This is a genomic window from Nonomuraea sp. B12E4, assembly GCF_039871825.1.
GTDB lineage: Bacteria > Actinomycetota > Actinomycetes > Streptosporangiales > Streptosporangiaceae > Nonomuraea.
In genome coordinates, this window is record NZ_JBDPME010000001.1 from 629,106 (window position 1) to 644,990 (window position 15,885).

General features: G+C 69.6%; 13 protein-coding genes and 1 pseudogene. 13 read left to right on the forward strand and 1 reads right to left on the reverse strand.

What is annotated here, in order from left to right:
• The first annotated feature begins 87 nt into the window (after nucleotides 1-87).
• The 7 genes from ABGB18_RS02865 to ABGB18_RS02895 are packed head-to-tail and all read left to right on the forward strand — an operon-like array spanning nucleotide 88 to nucleotide 7,724.
• Nucleotides 88-1,296 carry a membrane dipeptidase gene (locus ABGB18_RS02865; RefSeq protein ID WP_347693710.1) on the forward strand — a complete coding sequence of 403 codons (1,209 nt, stop codon included), beginning with the start codon at nucleotides 88-90 and terminating at the stop codon, nucleotides 1,294-1,296.
• Nucleotides 1,296-2,876, forward strand: coding sequence for an ABC transporter substrate-binding protein (locus ABGB18_RS02870; RefSeq protein ID WP_347693711.1), 1,581 nt, complete (start codon nucleotides 1,296-1,298; stop codon nucleotides 2,874-2,876). The genes ABGB18_RS02865 and ABGB18_RS02870 overlap by 1 nt, the downstream gene beginning before the upstream one ends.
• Nucleotides 2,877-2,880: 4 nt before the next feature.
• Complete coding sequence (locus ABGB18_RS02875; protein WP_347693712.1) at nucleotides 2,881-3,831, forward strand: ABC transporter permease; 951 nt, start codon at nucleotides 2,881-2,883, stop codon at nucleotides 3,829-3,831.
• On the forward strand, nucleotides 3,828-4,682 hold the full coding sequence (locus ABGB18_RS02880) for an ABC transporter permease (protein WP_347693713.1): 855 nt from the start codon (nucleotides 3,828-3,830) through the stop codon (nucleotides 4,680-4,682). The genes ABGB18_RS02875 and ABGB18_RS02880 overlap by 4 nt, the downstream gene beginning before the upstream one ends.
• Nucleotides 4,679-5,848 carry a Xaa-Pro peptidase family protein gene (locus ABGB18_RS02885; protein ID WP_347693714.1) on the forward strand — a complete coding sequence of 390 codons (1,170 nt, stop codon included), beginning with the start codon at nucleotides 4,679-4,681 and terminating at the stop codon, nucleotides 5,846-5,848. Before ABGB18_RS02880 ends, ABGB18_RS02885 begins: the two co-directional genes overlap by 4 nt.
• Nucleotides 5,849-5,860: 12 nt before the next feature.
• Nucleotides 5,861-6,700: an alpha/beta hydrolase gene (locus ABGB18_RS02890; protein ID WP_347693715.1), complete on the forward strand. Its 840-nt coding sequence runs from the start codon at nucleotides 5,861-5,863 to the stop codon at nucleotides 6,698-6,700.
• A 19-nt stretch (nucleotides 6,701-6,719) separates the two neighbouring features.
• Nucleotides 6,720-7,724, forward strand: a complete 1,005-nt coding sequence (locus tag ABGB18_RS02895; protein ID WP_347693716.1) for an Lrp/AsnC family transcriptional regulator — start codon at nucleotides 6,720-6,722, stop codon at nucleotides 7,722-7,724.
• Nucleotides 7,725-7,737: 13 nt separating this feature from the next.
• Here ABGB18_RS02895 and ABGB18_RS02900 read toward each other — a convergent pair.
• Nucleotides 7,738-7,965 (reverse strand): annotated as a pseudogene (locus ABGB18_RS02900) (response regulator transcription factor); the annotation flags it as partial.
• 100 nt (nucleotides 7,966-8,065) lie between these two features.
• Here ABGB18_RS02900 and lon point away from each other — a divergent pair.
• The 6 genes from lon (at nucleotide 8,066) to ABGB18_RS02930 (ending at nucleotide 15,744) form a co-directional block, all read left to right on the forward strand.
• A complete protein-coding gene (gene lon / locus ABGB18_RS02905) occupies nucleotides 8,066-10,438 on the forward strand; it encodes an endopeptidase La (RefSeq protein ID WP_347693717.1) in 2,373 nt (790 codons plus the stop codon).
• A gap of 465 nt (nucleotides 10,439-10,903) precedes the next feature.
• Nucleotides 10,904-11,857 carry an ATP-binding cassette domain-containing protein gene (locus tag ABGB18_RS02910; RefSeq protein ID WP_347693718.1) on the forward strand — a complete coding sequence of 318 codons (954 nt, stop codon included), beginning with the start codon at nucleotides 10,904-10,906 and terminating at the stop codon, nucleotides 11,855-11,857.
• Nucleotides 11,854-12,510, forward strand: a complete 657-nt coding sequence (locus ABGB18_RS02915) for a methionine ABC transporter permease (RefSeq protein WP_347693719.1) — start codon at nucleotides 11,854-11,856, stop codon at nucleotides 12,508-12,510. Before ABGB18_RS02910 ends, ABGB18_RS02915 begins: the two co-directional genes overlap by 4 nt.
• An 8-nt stretch (nucleotides 12,511-12,518) precedes the next feature.
• Nucleotides 12,519-13,346: a MetQ/NlpA family ABC transporter substrate-binding protein gene (locus tag ABGB18_RS02920; protein ID WP_347693720.1), complete on the forward strand. Its 828-nt coding sequence runs from the start codon at nucleotides 12,519-12,521 to the stop codon at nucleotides 13,344-13,346.
• Nucleotides 13,347-13,483: 137 nt separating this feature from the next.
• On the forward strand, nucleotides 13,484-14,089 hold the full coding sequence (locus ABGB18_RS02925; RefSeq protein ID WP_347693721.1) for a hypothetical protein: 606 nt from the start codon (nucleotides 13,484-13,486) through the stop codon (nucleotides 14,087-14,089).
• 119 nt (nucleotides 14,090-14,208) lie between these two features.
• Nucleotides 14,209-15,744, forward strand: coding sequence for an acyl-CoA synthetase (locus ABGB18_RS02930; RefSeq protein ID WP_347693722.1), 1,536 nt, complete (start codon nucleotides 14,209-14,211; stop codon nucleotides 15,742-15,744).
• Nucleotides 15,745-15,885: the final 141 nt, after the last annotated feature.

Genomic DNA, 15,885 nt, shown 5'->3' on the forward strand with positions numbered 1-15,885 from the left:
GGCTTGGTTGCCGGAAAACAACTCCAATATTGTCTTTCGCGCCTGATCCTGGCAAACTTCCCGCAATCGGACAAGAGGGGATAGCAAGTGCTGGAAGCCGCGAAGAGCTACAAGGGTTACCGTTCCTACGAATACCTGGAGGCGGGTGTCGACTACCGCGAGTTCGACCTGGCGCCGGAACTCGGCAGGGTTCCCGCGTACCAGGGGCCTGAGCTCAGCGCCGAGCAGGCCGAGCGGGTGCGCCGCCTGCTCACCGACAGCCTGGTCATCTCACTGCACGACCACCCGTCGATCTTCCCCGACGAGATCCGCCAGACCGTCGAGTACAACCGCACCGCCCGCCACCGCACCGGGTACGAGGGCCTGGCCCACTCCGGTATGACCGTCGTCTTCGACAACCTCATGGACGGCACCTGCTGCATCACCAGCCAGGCCGGCTGGAAGTGGAACGACGTGGTCGCCGACATCGGCATGCGCCTGTCGGACATCGCCCACCAGGACTACCTGATCAAGGTCGAGCGCCTGGCCCACATCCGCGAGGCGCAGGAGACCGGCCGCATGGGCCTGGTCCTCGCCCTTGAGGCCGCCACCATGATCGAGAACGAGGTCGACCGCATCGACATGCTGTACGGCTTCGGCGTCCGCCAGATGGGCATCGCCTACAGCGAGGCCAACGCCCTGGGCAGCGGCCTGAAGGAGCGCGGCGACGGCGGCCTGACCCTGTTCGGCGAGAAGGCCGTGCGCCGCATGAACAAGCTCGGCATCGCCATCGACGTCTCGCACTCCGGCGACCAGACCGCGCTCGACACGGTCAAGCACTCCACCAAGCCGATCCTCATCACCCACGCCGGCGCCCGGTCCGTCTGGCCGACGAACCGGATGAAGCCGGACTCGGTCATCAAGGCCACCGCCGAGCGCGGCGGCGTGATCGGCCTGGAGGCGGCCCCGCATACGACCCTGTCGCCGGAGCACCCGCGGCACAGCCTGGAGTCGGTGATGGACCACTTCACGTACTGTGTGGACCTGGTCGGTATCGACCACGTGGCCTTCGGCCCGGACACGCTGTTCGGCGACCACGTGGGCCTGCACGACACCTTCGCCGAGCACCTGTCGCTCAACGAGGCGCACGGCGGCACCACGTACGAGAAGGTCGCGTACGTGGACGGATTGGAGAACCCGGCCGAGTGCTTCTGGAACATCATCGCCTGGCTCGTCAGCCACGGTTACTCCGACGACGAGATCACCAAGGTCGTCGGCGGCAACGTGCTGCGGGTGTTGGAAGAGGTTTGGATCTGATGAGACGTGCCACGCTGCTGGCCGCGCTGGCGGCTCTTACCCTGAGCGCGGCCTGCGCTCCCAGCGTGCCGGGGTCCTCGGGCGGGACGTCCGGCTCGCAGGCCCCGGCTGCCGGCGCCGACCGGCTGACCATCGGCACCACCGCCGACGTGCTCAACTACAACCCCCTGGTCGGCAACAGCCGTACCGACTCGTGGGTCACGGACCTGATGTACCCGCACCTCACCCAGATGGACGAGGCCGGCAAGCGCATCCCGTACCTGGCCACCGAGTGGTCCTACTCCAAGGACGGCAAGACGGCCACGGCCAAGCTGCGCGACGACCTGAAGTGGACCGACGGCAAGCCGGTCACCGCCGACGATGTCGCCTACACCGTGAACGCGGTCAAGAAGGAGAACTTCGGCGTCGTCGCCGGGCTCATCACCGCCCTGGACAAGGCCGAGGCGGTCTCGCCCACCGAGGTGCGGTTCCACCTCACCCGGCCGGACGGCACGTTCCTGGACAACGTCGGCTTCTGGATGCCGGTTGTGCCCAAGCACGTGTTCGGGAAGGCGCCGAGCCTGCAGAAGTTCGCCAACGACTCCAACTGGGTGAGCGCGGGGCCGTTCAACCTGACCAAGGTCGAGCGCGGCCAGCGCTACATCATGGACCGCGTCGACGACTTCGGCCCCGGCAAGCCGACGATCAAGCAGGTGGTGTTCCGCGTCTTCCCCGACGTGAACACCGAGGTCCTCGCTCTGCGCAACGGTGAGATCGACCTGATCGGCAACGTGCTGCCGCCCGCCACCGCGGCCGAGCTGAAGAGCGACCCCAAGGTCAAGCTGCAGCAGATCGCGTCGCTGGGCTGGGCGCACCTGCAGTACAACACCAAGCGCAAGCCGCTGGACGACGTCCGCGTCCGCCAGGCGCTCGCGCACTCGGTGGACTACGAGGCCATCAGGACCATCGCGATGAAGGGCTTCGCCAAGTCCTCCAACTCCAGCGTCCTGACTCCCTCACAGCCGGACTACATGGACCCGGCCTCGAAGGAGTACACCTTCGATCCGGAGCTGTCCAAGAAGCTGCTGGCCCAGGCCGGGGTCTCCAACCTCAACCTGAACATGATCTACGACCAGGCCGACCCGAACATCGCCCGCTGGGCTCCCATGGTCCGCGACTCGGCGAAGAAGGCCGGGATCACGATCAACCTGCAGGGGCTGGAGCGGAACACGTACGTGGACAAGAGTCTGAAGTCGGACTTCGACATCTACGCCGGGTCGTGGGCGATCATGGACAACCCGCCCGCCAACCTGGGGCTCGCGTTCAAGACCGGCGGGTTCATCAACTACGGCAAGGTCACCGACCCCAAGCTGGACGACCTGATCGACCAGTCGCAGCGGGCGCTGAGCCCGGCCGAGGCCAAGGCGCCGATCCAGGAGGCCGCGCGGATCATCCACGACCAGGTCTACGACAACGTCCTGTACGTGGAGACGTTCAACATCGCGTACTCGACGAAGTGGACCGGGTTCAAGCCGATGCCCAGCGAGCTGCTGTCCATCCTGAACCCGCTCTCCCTCGTGACGGCGAAGCCGGCGGGTTGATCGGATGAGGTTCATCGGCCTACGGCTGGCCCGCGGCGTGCTCACCCTGTGGTTCGCGGTCACGGTGACCTTCTTCCTGGTCCGCCTGCTGCCCGGCGACCCGGTGCTGGCCGTGGCCGACCCGAACATGACCGAGGAACTGCACCGCAAGCTGCTGGCCGACTTCGGCCTGGACCAGCCGCTCGGCGTGCAGTACATCGACTACCTCGGTCAGCTCCTGCACGGCAACCTCGGCATGTCGTTCCGGCAGTCGATCCCGGTGACGACCGTGCTCATGGAGAGGCTGCCGTGGACGCTGATCCTGACGATCACGGCCATGGTGGTGACGATCGTGCTGGGCATCCCGCTCGGCGTGCTCGCCGCCACCAGGGCCAAGGGCTGGCTGGACCGGGTGATCCAGGTCACCGGTGTCACCGCGCAGTCGCTGTTCGTGCCGAGCGTCGGGATCTTCCTCATGTACGTCCTGGGGGTCTGGCTCGGCTGGTTCCCCATCGGCGGCGCGGTCGACCTCGACGCCACCGGCATCGCCGCCACCGTCAGCATGATCCACCACCTGGTGCTGCCCTGCCTGTCGCTGGTGCTCATCCAGCTCGGCGGCTACGTGCTGACGATGCGTACCACGCTCATCGACGCGCTGAGCGAGGACTACGTGTCGCTGGCCAAGGCGAAGGGCGTGCGGCCGGGCAAGGTCGTGTGGAAGCACGCCCTGCGCAACGCACTGCTGCCGACGACCACGATCGCCGGGCTCCAGCTCGGCACGCTGGTCGGCGGCGCGGTGCTGACCGAGACCATCTACGCCTACCCGGGCATCGGGCGGGCCATCTACGAGGCGGTCGGGCAGCTCGACTTCCCCGTCCTGCAGGGCGCGTTCGTGCTGCTCGCGGCGGCCGTCGTGGTGGCCAACCTGATCACCGACGTGGCGTACGGAATCCTCGACCCCAGGGTGCGCACATGACGGCGGCAGCTGTGGAACTCACGCCCCGCCAGCGGACCTGGGCCTCCTTCCGGCGCAACCCGCTCGGCCTCGCCAGCGGAGCGGTGCTGGTCCTGCTGGCCCTGGTCGCGATCTTCGCTCCGCTGATCGCGCCCTTCCCCGAGGGGTACGGCTCCGACACCTCGCAGCCGCCCTCGGGCGCGCACTGGTTCGGCACCGACGACATCGGGCAGGACGTGTTCGCCCAGGTGGTCTGGGGCACCAGGGTCAGCATGGCGGTCGGCGTCAGCGCCTCGGTGCTGGCCATCGTGATCGGCCTGCTCATCGGTGTCAGCGCGGCCTACTTCCGGCGCCTGGACACCCCGCTCGGGGTGCTGGTCGACCTGTCGCTCTCGCTGCCCATGCTGCCGCTGATGATCCTGGTGGCGGCGCTGGCCGGGCCGAGCGTGCGCACCCTGGCCGTGGTGATCGCGCTGTTCAGCTGGCCGGAGGTGGCCCGCGTGGTGCGCTCGCAGGCGATGTCCATCGTGCCCATGCCGTTCGTGTCGGCGGCCAAGGTCGTCGGCGGGTCGTCCTTCTGGATCGTGCGCAAGCACCTGCTGCCGGGCGTGATCCCGGTCGTGGGCGTGTCGGTGGTGCTGACCACCTCCCGCGCCGTGATCGCCGAGGCCGGGCTGTCGTTCCTCGGCCTGGGCGACCCGAGTAGCTGGTCGTGGGGCACGATCCTGCACAAGGCGCAGCAGTCGGGCGCGCTGGCCACCGCCTGGTGGACCACCCTGTTCCCGTCGCTCGCCATCCTGCTGCTGGTCCTGTCCACGACGCTGCTCTCCGTGGCCTACAACGACGCCCGCAACCACAGGGACGCCTCATGACCTTCTCCCAGCGACTCCCGGACACCTTCTACGACACGGCGCTGAGCCAGGTGCGCGCCGAGATGGCCGCCGACGGCGTGGCGGCGCTGGTGCTCGACGACCCGCTCGACGTCGCCTATGTCACCGGCTTCCAGCACTTCCCGAACGAGCGGCCGGTCGCCTGCTGGCTGCCCCTTGAGGGCGGCCCGGTGCTGCTCGTGCCCGACCTGGAACGCGAGTACGCCCAGGACCAGCGGGTCCGCGCCGAGGTCCGGGCCTACCCCGAGTTCCCCGGCCGCCGCTCGCCGTTCGCCGTGCTCGCCGGGCAGGTGCCCGCGGTCGCCACCGCCGGGCACGCCCCCGCCACCAGCGTCGCCCGCGCTCGGGCGCTGGCCGAGGCATTCCCGGCCACCCGCTGGAGCGTCTCCGACGCGGTCGGCCGGGCACGGCTGCGCAAGCTGCCCGAGGAGGTCGTGCTGCACGAGGAGGCCGCCCGCATCGCCGACGCGATGATCCAGGCCGGCGTCGAGCTGGTCAGGTCCGCCGTCGAGGACGGCGGCGAGCTGCCCACGGAGACCGACCTGGCCGCCCACGTCATCTCCTTCGGGTCCCGGCTCATGTACGCCGAGCACGAGGACGTCGTCGTGGTGCCGATGCTCACCGGCGGCCTCGTCTACGGCGGCCCCAACTCGGCCCAGCCGCACCGTCTGCCGGGCGGCGACCGGCTCAAGGCGGGGGAGACGTTCATGCTGTCCCTGGGCTGCGCGGTCGGCGGCCGGTTCGTGGAGAGCGAGCGCACGTTCGTGATCGGCGAGCCCACCCAGCGGCAGGCCCGCTACTACGAGGCCGTCCGCGAGGCGCAGGAGATCGGCACCGAGGCCCTGGTCGCGGGCGTCTCCTGCGAGGCGGCCAACCGCCGCTGCCTGGCGGTGATCGAGGAGGCCGGGCTGGCCGAGCACATCCGCCACCGGCAGGGCCACGGCATCGGGCTCGGGTTCCACGAGCCACCGTGGCTGTCCGACGGCGACGACACCGTGCTGGCCCCCGGCATGATCCTGTCCAGCGAGCCCGGCGTCTACGTGCCGGGCCACGCCGGCTACCGGATCTCCGACACCGTCCTGGTCACCGAGCAGGGTCCGCGCCGGCTCACGGCGTACCCGCGCGAGCTCACCGACATCATCATCTGAAAAGAGGGACACTTGTTCGTCGACATCAACGGCACCTCGCTCAACGTCGAGATCCTCGGGGACGGGGAGCAGACGGTCATCGCCCACCACGGCGCGCCGGGCCTCGGCTCGCTCGCCGAGCCGAAGGGCAGCTTCGGCCGGCTCGCCGACGCCTACCGGGTGGTCGTCTTCGACGCCCGCGGCTCGGGGCAGAGCGGGCAGGAGGGCCCGTTCACGCACGAGCAGTGGGTCGCGGACGTCGAGGCGCTGCGTCAGTGGCTCGACGTGGAGCAGGTTGTGATCGGCGGCGGCTCGTACGGCGGCTTCATCGCCATGGAGTACGCCGCCCGCCACCCCTCCCGGGTGAGCGCGGTCGTGCTGCGCGACACCTCGGCCGACAACGGCAACCAGGAGCTGGCCGTCCGCAACGCCGCCGCCTCCTCCCGGGTGACGATCGACCAGGAGAAGCTGGACCGGATCATGTCCGGCACCGTGCGCGACGACGACGACCTGCGCGACTGCTGGCGGGAGATCCTGCCGCTCTACGACCACGACTACGACCCGGCCAAGGTCGAGCAGCGGGTGGCCGCCACGCCGTACCACTACAGGACGCACAACTTCGCGTTCGCCGTGAACCAGCCGAACTACGACATCAAGCACCTGCTGCCCGCCATCTCGGCGCCCACGCTGGTGACCGTCGGCAGGCACGACTGGATCACGCCCCCGGAGTGCAGCGAGACGATCGCCGGGCTGATCCCCGACGCCGAGCTGCGCGTTTTCGAGCAGTCGGGCCACTCACCGCAGGTCGAGGAGGCCGAGCTGTGGGAGGCGACCGTACGCGGCTTCCTCGCCAGGGTGCGAGAACGGGCCTGAACGCGCGATGATGCCCCCGATGGACGATCTCGACGACCTCGACCGGAAGATCCTCGCCGCACTCCACGTGAACGGCAGGGCGAGCTGGACCGACATCGCGCAGTTGCTCGGCACCTCCACCACGACCGTGGCACGGCGGGCGCAGAGCCTGTTCGCGGCGGGCCTGGCGCGGGTGGCGGTGCTGCCGCACCTGGAGCACGACGGACCCATCCACGTGTTCATCGTGCGGCTGACCTGCGCGCCGGGCAGCCAGCTCAGGGTCGCCGGGCTGCTGGCCCGCAACCCCGACATCCGGTATGTCACGGTCGTCACGGGTGGCTACGACATCGTGTTCGAGCTGGTCGCGCCCAAGCGCCGTGACCTGTACTCGATGCTGGTGCAGTTCGTGGAGACCATCCCGGGCACCCAGCAGAGCAACGCCGACCTGGTGCTGCACACGTACAAGGTGAGCTACGACTGGAGCGTTCCGGTGCTGGGGGAGCGGGCGGTCCCGTTCGCGGTGCCGCCCCGCGTGCACTCGTGCGAGCGCGGCCATCTCGATGATGTCGACCGCGAGGTGCTCGCGGCGATGCGGGCGGACGGGCGGGCCAGCTTCCAGTCGGTAGGGCGGCGGCTGGGCATCAGCGAGAGCACGGCCCGGCGGCGGCTGGAGGCCATGCTGGAGCGCGGCTGCGCGACGGTGGCCACCTTCATCCCGGCCGCCGCCCTCGGCTACGAGGCGGAGATCCTGTTCTGGCTGTCGGTGGAGCCCAGCATGCAGGACAGCGTGGCCGAGCGGCTGTCCAACGAGCGGGGCGTGCGGATGATCGCGTCCATGCTGGGGCAGGCGTCGCTGATGTGCGAGGTGATCGTGCCGACCACGGCCGACCTGCACCATTTCACCTCGCGCACGCTGGCCTCGGTGCCGGGCATCCAGTCGTGGACGGCGGGCGTGCAGGTGCTGACCGTCAAGCGCGGCTTCCTCATGGTGCCGTGGGCCGAGGACCGCGTCGCCGCGGCCCTGACCCAGCAGCTCACGGTCTGACGCGGGTGGCGGGCCCGGCCGCGACCACCCGCACCGCCTCGGCCAGTTGCGCCGCCGAGGCGTCCTTCAGCAGGAACCCGCCCGCCCCGCCGCGCAACGCCTCGTAGACGTAGTCGTCCAGGTCGAACGTCGTCAGGATGAGCACCTTCGGCGAGGCCGGTCGCGACACCGGCTCCCTGGTGGCCTCCAGGCCGTTCATCACCGGCATGCGCACGTCCATCAGCACCCCCTCAGGTGGCAGTTACATGATTACGATCGCCATGAGCGAACATCAGCAAGGTTGGGAACATTGGCGGGCTCTGATGAATTGAGTCGGTATAACTCAACCCTTTGGAGTTCGCATGAGTGAGAGCTTGACCTTCCCGGTGCTGCCGCTGGACGACGAGGTCGTCCTGCCGGGAATGGTGGTCCCGCTGGACCTCTCAGACTCCGAGGTGCGCGCTGCCATAGACGCGGCCCGCGCATCCGGTGGCAACAAGCCGCGGGTCCTGCTCGTTCCCAGAATTGACGGCCGTTACGGCGCGATCGGCGTACAGGCCGTGGTCGAGCAGGTCGGGAGGCTGCCGGGCGGCGAGCCCGCCGCCGTGGTGCGCGGCGTCGGCCGCGCCCGCGTGGGCACCGGCACGACCGGCCCCGGCGCCGCGCTGTGGGTCGAGGCCGAGACCATGGACATCGTGCCCGCCGGCGAGCGCGCGCAGGAGCTGGCCAAGGAGTACAAGGCCCTGGCCACCACGATCCTGCAGAAGCGCGGCGCCTGGCAGGTGATCGACCAGGTCAACCAGATCGACGACCCGTCGGTGCTGGCCGACAGCTCCGGCTACACGCCGTGGCTGACCACGGCGCAGAAGGTCGAGCTGCTGGAGGCCGCCGACCCCGCCGACCGGCTGGCCAGGCTGATCGAGTGGTCCCGCGAGCACCTCGCCGAGCTCGACGTCGCCGAGACGATCCGCAAGGACGTCCAGGAGGGCATGGAGAAGCAGCAGCGCGAGTTCCTGCTGCGCCAGCAGCTCGCCGCGGTGCGCAAGGAGCTCAAGGAGCTCAACGGCGACGCCACCGAGTCCGAGGAGGAGGACTACCGGGCCCGGGTGGAGGCCGCCGACCTGCCGGGGAAGGTGCGCGAGGCCGCGCTCAAGGAGGTCGACAAGCTGGAGCGGACCTTCGACCAGTCACCCGAGACCGGCTGGATCCGCACCTGGCTCGACACGGTGCTCGACATCCCGTGGAACGACCGCACCGAGGACAACTACGACATCACCGGCGCGCGGGCGGTGCTCGACGCCGACCACACGGGCCTGGCCGACGTGAAGGACCGCATCATCGAGCACCTGGCCGTGCGCAAGCGCCGCCAGGACAAGGGCCTCGGCGTGGTCGGCGGGCGGCGCAGCGGCGCGGTGCTGGCCCTGGCCGGCCCTCCCGGGGTCGGCAAGACCTCGCTCGGCGAGTCCGTGGCCCGCGCGATGGGCCGCAAGTTCGTACGGGTGGCGCTCGGCGGCGTCCGCGACGAGGCCGAGATCCGCGGCCACCGGCGCACCTACGTCGGCGCGCTGCCCGGCCGCATCGTCCGCGCCATCCGCGAGGCCGGCTCGATGAACCCGGTCGTGCTGCTCGACGAGGTCGACAAGGTCGGCGCCGACTACCGCGGTGACCCCACGGCCGCCCTGCTGGAGGTGCTGGACCCGGCGCAGAACCACACGTTCCGCGACCACTACCTCGAGGTCGAGCTGGACCTGTCCGACGTGCTGTTCCTGGCCACGGCCAACGTCCTGGAGGCCATCCCCGGGCCGCTGCTCGACCGGATGGAGGTCGTCACCCTCGACGGCTACACCGAGGACGAGAAGGTGGCCATCGCCCGCGACCACCTGCTGCCCAGGCAGCGGGAGCTCGCGGGGCTGACCACCGAGGAGGTCACGGTCGAGGACGGTGCGCTGCGCAGGCTGGCCGCCGAATACACCCGCGAGGCCGGGGTCCGCTCGCTGGAGCGGGCGGTCGCCAGGGTCCTGCGCAAGGTGGCGGCCGCGACGGCCGGCGGAGGCGAGCTGCCGGTCAGGGTCGGCGAGGACGATCTGGTCGGTTACCTCGGCCGGCCGCGGTTCGTGCCCGAGTCCTCGCTGCCCGAGGCCTCCCAGCGCACCTCGGTGCCCGGCGTGGCCACCGGCCTGGCGGTCACCGGCGCCGGCGGCGACGTGCTCTACGTGGAGGCGTCGCTGGCCGACCCGGAGACCGGCGAGACCGGCCTCACGCTCACCGGCCAGCTCGGCGACGTGATGAAGGAGTCGGCCCGGATCGCGCTGTCCTACCTGCGCTCGCACGGCGCGGAGCTGGAGCTGCCGGTCACCGCGCTGAAGGACCGCTCGGTCCACGTCCACTTCCCGGCGGGCGCGGTGCCGAAGGACGGCCCCTCGGCCGGCGTGACGCTGACGACCGCGCTGGCCTCGCTCCTGTCGGGCCGCCTGGTCCGCGCCGACGTGGCCATGACCGGCGAGATCTCGCTGACCGGTCGGGTGCTGCCGATCGGCGGCGTCAAGCAGAAGCTGCTGGCCGCGCACCGGGCCGGCATCACCACGGTGCTCATCCCGGCCCGCAACGAGCCGGACCTGGACGACGTGCCCGAGGAGATCCGCAACGAGCTGACCATCCACGCGGTCAGCGACGTGCGGGAGGTCCTGGACATCGCGCTCAGCCCCGCCCAGGTCGCCAGCTCCGTGGCGGCCTGACGGCCTGACCATCCGGTGACGACCGCCCCGCCGCGCCCGGCTACGGACGCGCGGCGGGGCAGCCGGTTTTCCGCCCGCCCGCCCACCACGCCGACCCCGGTACGTCCCCGGCCGTCGCGGAGCGTGACCCGAATCACAAACCCATGGGGAATAGGGGGATTCGGTGAAGTCGTTAGGACCGGCGTGAACGAGGCATACGCGAACGACCAGAGCGCCCGCAGTGACGCGTCGTGTTGTCGCGCGCATGCGGGGCGAATGCCGGCCCGCTGAGACAGACTTGTCCGCCCGTTCCCGTCGAAGGCCGTCGTGATCGCACCTGGTTTCGTGCTGCGCAGGCTGAGCCACCTGCCGTTCCACCCCGGCACGCGCTGACCCCGGCCCGTTCCGAGGCGATCTCCCGCGGCCCCGGCCCGTTCCGAGGCACCCTCCCGCGGCCCCGGCCGCTCGTCAGTCATGGGGACTTTCATGATCCAGGCTTCCGGCCTGCGCAAACACTACGGTGACACCGTCGCCCTGGACGGCGTCGATCTGCACGTACGCGAAGGCGAGATCCACGGTGTGCTCGGCCAGAGCGGCGCCGGCAAGAGCACGCTGCTGCGCTGCGTCAACCTGCTCGAACGCCCCACCGCGGGCACCGTCACCGTCGCGGGACAGGACCTGACCGCGCTGGGCGAGCGGGAGCTGAACCGCGCCAGGCGGAACATCGGCATGATCCACCAGCATTTCGCGCTGCTCTCCTCGCGCACGGTCGCGGGCAACGTGGCCTTCCCGCTGGAGGTCATGGGCGTGCCCAGGGCCGAGCGCGAGCGGCGCGTCGCCGAACTGCTCGACCTGGTCGGGCTCGAAGGCCGCGGCGCGGACCGTCCCGACCGGCTCTCCGGCGGGCAGAAGCAGCGGGTGGGCATCGCCAGGGCGCTCGCGGGCAACCCGGCCGTGCTGCTGTCAGACGAGGCCACCTCCGCGCTCGACCCGGCCACCACCGAGTCGATCCTCGCGCTGCTCAAGCGGCTCAACGCCGAGCTCGGCCTGACGATCCTGCTCATCACCCACGAGATGAACGTGATCAAGAACGTCTGCGACTCCGTGTCCATCATGGCCCGCGGCCGCATCGAGGAGTCCGGGGCCATCGCCGACCTCATCAGTACCCCGGGATCCCGCCTGACCAGGGAGATCTTCCCGCTGCCCGAGCCCGCCCCGGCCGGCTCGGTGACGCTGACGTTCACCGGCGACCCCCGGAGGGCGGTGGTGTCGGAGCTGATCCGCAAGTTCGACGTGGACCTGAGCATCCTGGGCGGCTCGATCGAGGACCTCGCCGGCGGGGCCGCCGGCCGCCTGCGCGTCGTGCTCGACGGCGGCGAGGCCACGGCGGCGCTGGCGTACCTGCGTGAGGCCGGAGTGATCATCGAGGAGGCGGCGTGACCTGGGAGGAGATGCTGCCGCTGTTGTGGCCGGCAACCGTGGAGACGGCGGAGATGGTCGGGTGGTCGACGCTGTTCACGCTGCTGGTCGGGCTGCCGCTCGGCGTGGCGCTGGTGGTGTCCGACCGGGGCGGGCTGCGGCCGGCGCCCGCGGTCAGGGCGGTGCTGGGGTTCGTGGTCAACGTCGGGCGGTCGCTGCCGTTCATCGTGCTGATGATCGCGATCACTCCGGTCACCCGGCTCGTCGTCGGCACCACCATCGGGACGGCCGCGTTCGTGGTGCCGCTCACCGTCGGCGCGGTGCCGTTCTTCGCGCGGCTGGTCGAGACGGCGCTCAGGGAGGTCGGCGCGGACGTGGTGCAGGCCGCCCAGGCCATGGGCGCGAGCCGCGCCACCATCGTGCGCAAGGTCCTGCTGCCCGAGGCGCTGCCCGGGCTGGTCGCGGGCCTCACCGTGACCGTCGTCGCGCTCATCGGCTACTCCGCGATGGCCGGCACGCTCGGCGGCGGCGGGCTGGGCGACCTGGCCGTCCGGTACGGCTACCAGCGGTTCGAGACGCTGCTGATGATCGTGACCGTCGTGCTGCTCGTCGTGATCGTGCAAGTCCTGCAGAGCCTGGGCGACCGGCTGGCCCGGCGCCTTTCCCACAAGTAAGGAAAATAATGAAATTTCGTTATATAGCGGGTGCGGTCGCCCTGGCCCTGTCGCTCGCCGCATGCGGCACGTCGCCGTCCGCGACCTCCGGACCCGCCGCCGAGTCGGCCGACACCGTGCTCAAGGTGGGCGCCAGCCCTGTGCCGCACGGCGAGATCCTCGACTTCGTCAAGAAGAACCTGGCCCCGGCCGCCGGGCTGAAGCTGGAGATCGTCGAGTTCACCGACTATGTGCAGCCGAACGTCCAGCTCGACGAGGGCCGGCTGAGCGCGAACTTCTTCCAGCACAAGCCCTACCTCGACGACTTCAACGCCTCCAAGGGCACCAAGCTGTCGTTCGTCACGCCGGTGCACCTGGAGCCGCTCGGCCTCTACTCCAAGAAGATCACGAACGTGTCCGCGCTGGCGAGCGGCGCCACCGTGGCCCTGCCCAACGACGCCACCAACCTCGGCCGCGCGCTCAAGCTGCTCGCCGACAACGGGATCGTCAAGCTGAAGGACGGCGCGGGCACCACCGCGACCGAGCGCGACGTGGTGCAGAACCCCAAGAACCTGAGGTTCGAGCCGCTGGAGGCGGCGCAGTTGCCGCGCTCGCTGGAGGACGTGGACGCCGCTGTGATCAACGGCAACTACGCCATCGAGGCCGGGCTCAAGCCCGCCTCGCAGGCCCTGGTGCTGGAGAAGAGCGCGGGCAACCCGTACGTCAACGGCCTGGTCGTCCAGGCCGGCCACGAGAAGGACGCCAACATCGTCACCCTCGGCAAGCTGCTGCGCGACCAGCGGGTCAAGGACTTCATCCAGCAGAAGTACCAGGGCTCGGTCATTCCGGCGGAATGACCTCGGGAACCGCCGGCGATGATCGGGAATATCGATATATCCGGGAATTGGCGGCGGCAAGCGAATTGTAAGTGGGGCGCAATCCGGTCGGCGTACCAAGGCGGGGACAGCAAAACCTCTCCCGAGGAGGACCCAAAGTGCGATTCGTTTCACGAATCCTCATCGGCGTCGCCGCCGCCACGACTGTCGCGATCGCCGCTCCGGTCGCCGCGAACGCGACGGTCACTTCCGCGACATCCGCCACCGCTCACTCCGACGGCTGGGGACCCTATTTCTCCAGCGACCACAAGGCCAGGGCCGACGGCCACGTGAGCGTCGACGAGAAGCGCTCCAAGTACTGGTACTGGAAGTGGGTGCCGGTCAAGAAGTGGGTGTGCGAGGACGACCACAAGGGCAAGGACAAGGGCCACCACGAGGGCAAGGACGATTGCCACTGGGTCGTGAAGAAGGTCAAGAAGCACGTGTGGGAGTGGCGCTATGACCACTTCTACAAGGTGCACAGCACGCTCAAGAACTACAAGTGGTGGGGCAAGCGCGATTGCGCCTGGGAGACCTTCAAAATCGTGAACCTGGACGGTTCCTCGTACTTCAAGAGTTTCTCCAACTGCTCGAAGTACGGCAAGGACTTCTCCTTCTTCGGCAAGAACGCCGCGCACATCTACGTGAAGGTGAGCACGGGTCACCGCCACGGCCCGAGCGGCTATCCCTCGGGTTGGCGGGACGTCTACCACGCGGCCGCCTGATCCCCCCGTGAGCCGCGGCCTCAACGGCGAGGCCGCGGCTTGTCGGTGTCCGGGGGCGGCAGAGGGCCGCACCGGGCCGTTCTGGCGTGGCGGGCGACCAGCCGATTAGTGTTCTGTTCATGTATCCGGGAGCCATCGCAGCAGTCACCCCCGACAAGCCCGCTGTGATCATGGCGGGCTCCGGGCGGGTCGTCACCTATCGCGAGCTGGACGAGGAGTCCAACCGGCTGGCACACCTGTTCCGCGCGGCCGGGCTACGCCCCGGCGACCACATCGCCTTCATGCTCGCCAACCACCCCCACTTCCTGGCCATCGCCTGGGCCGCGCACCGCTCGGGCCTGTACTACACGCCCATCAGCTCCCGGCTGCAGGCCGGGGAGCTGGCCTACATCGTCGGTAACTGCGGCGCGCGGGTCTTCATCTCCAGCGCCGACCTGGCCGGGCCGGCCACCTCGATCACCGCCGCCACGCCGGGCGTCGAACTGCGGCTCATGCTGGACGGCCTCGCCCCCGGCTTCGAGTCGTACGAGCAGGCCGTCGCCAGGCACCCGGTCACCCCGATCGCCGACGAGTGCACGGGGGCGGACATGCTCTACTCCTCCGGCACCACCGGCCGGCCGAAGGGCGTCAAGCTGGCCTCGTCGCACGGCCCGCTCACCGATCCCGGCCTGCTGTTCAAGCTCATCGGGGCGTTGTTCGCGCCGTCGGGGGACAGCGTCTACCTCTCGCCCGCGCCGCTCTACCACGCCGCCCCGCTGCGCTACTGCCTGACGTTCCAGCGGCTGGGCGCCACGGTGGTGGTGATGGAGCGCTTCGAGCCGGAGCGTTATCTGGAGCTGGTCGAGCGGTACGCGGTGACGCACTCGCAGCTCGTCCCCACGATGTTCATCAAGCTGCTCAAGCTGCCGCCAGAAACCCGGACAAAATACGATATTTCATCGCTTGAGTATGCGATCCACGCGGCCGCGCCCTGCCCCGTCCCCGTCAAACAGGAGATGATCGAGTGGTGGGGCCCGATCATCCATGAGTATTACGCGGGCACCGAGGGCAACGGCTTCCTCTACGTCGGCCCCCAGGACTGGCTCGCACACCCCGGCACGGTCGGCCGCTCGCTGCTCGGCGCCGTGCACGTCTGCGACGAGAACGGCGACGACCTGCCGCCGGGAGAGCACGGCACGATCTACTTCGAGAACGGCGGCCGCTTCGAATACCACGGCGACCCCGGCAAGACCCGCTCGGTGCAGGACCCCCGGGGCAGAGGCTGGACCACGCTGGGCGACATCGGCTATCTGGACGCCGACGGCTTCCTCTACCTCACCGACCGCCGCTCGTACATGATCATCTCTGGTGGCGTGAACATCTACCCGCAGGAGGCCGAGAACGTGCTCTCGGTGCATCCGAAGGTGGCCGACGTGGCGGTGTTCGGGGTGCCGGACGAGGAGATGGGGGAGCAGGTCAAGGCCGTGGTCGAGCCGATGTCCATGACCGAGGCCGGGCCGGCGCTGGAGGCGGAGCTGATCGCCTACTGCCGGGAACGGCTGGCCCACTACAAGTGCCCGAAGTCGGTGGACTTCCGGGCCGAGCTGCCCCGCCACCCGACCGGTAAGCTGTACAAGAGGCTGCTCAGGGACGACTACTGGCCCGTCCGCGGGTAAATTCTGCCAAGATTTTCACGGGCCCCGATCGCCGTCCCACCTCGATCGATAAGGCCGTCATCAGGGGTCGGGAGTCCGCGCGGACCAGTGGCTTAACCAGCTCTTACGAGAGACTTGACACCCTTGAGCTAATGGGACTCG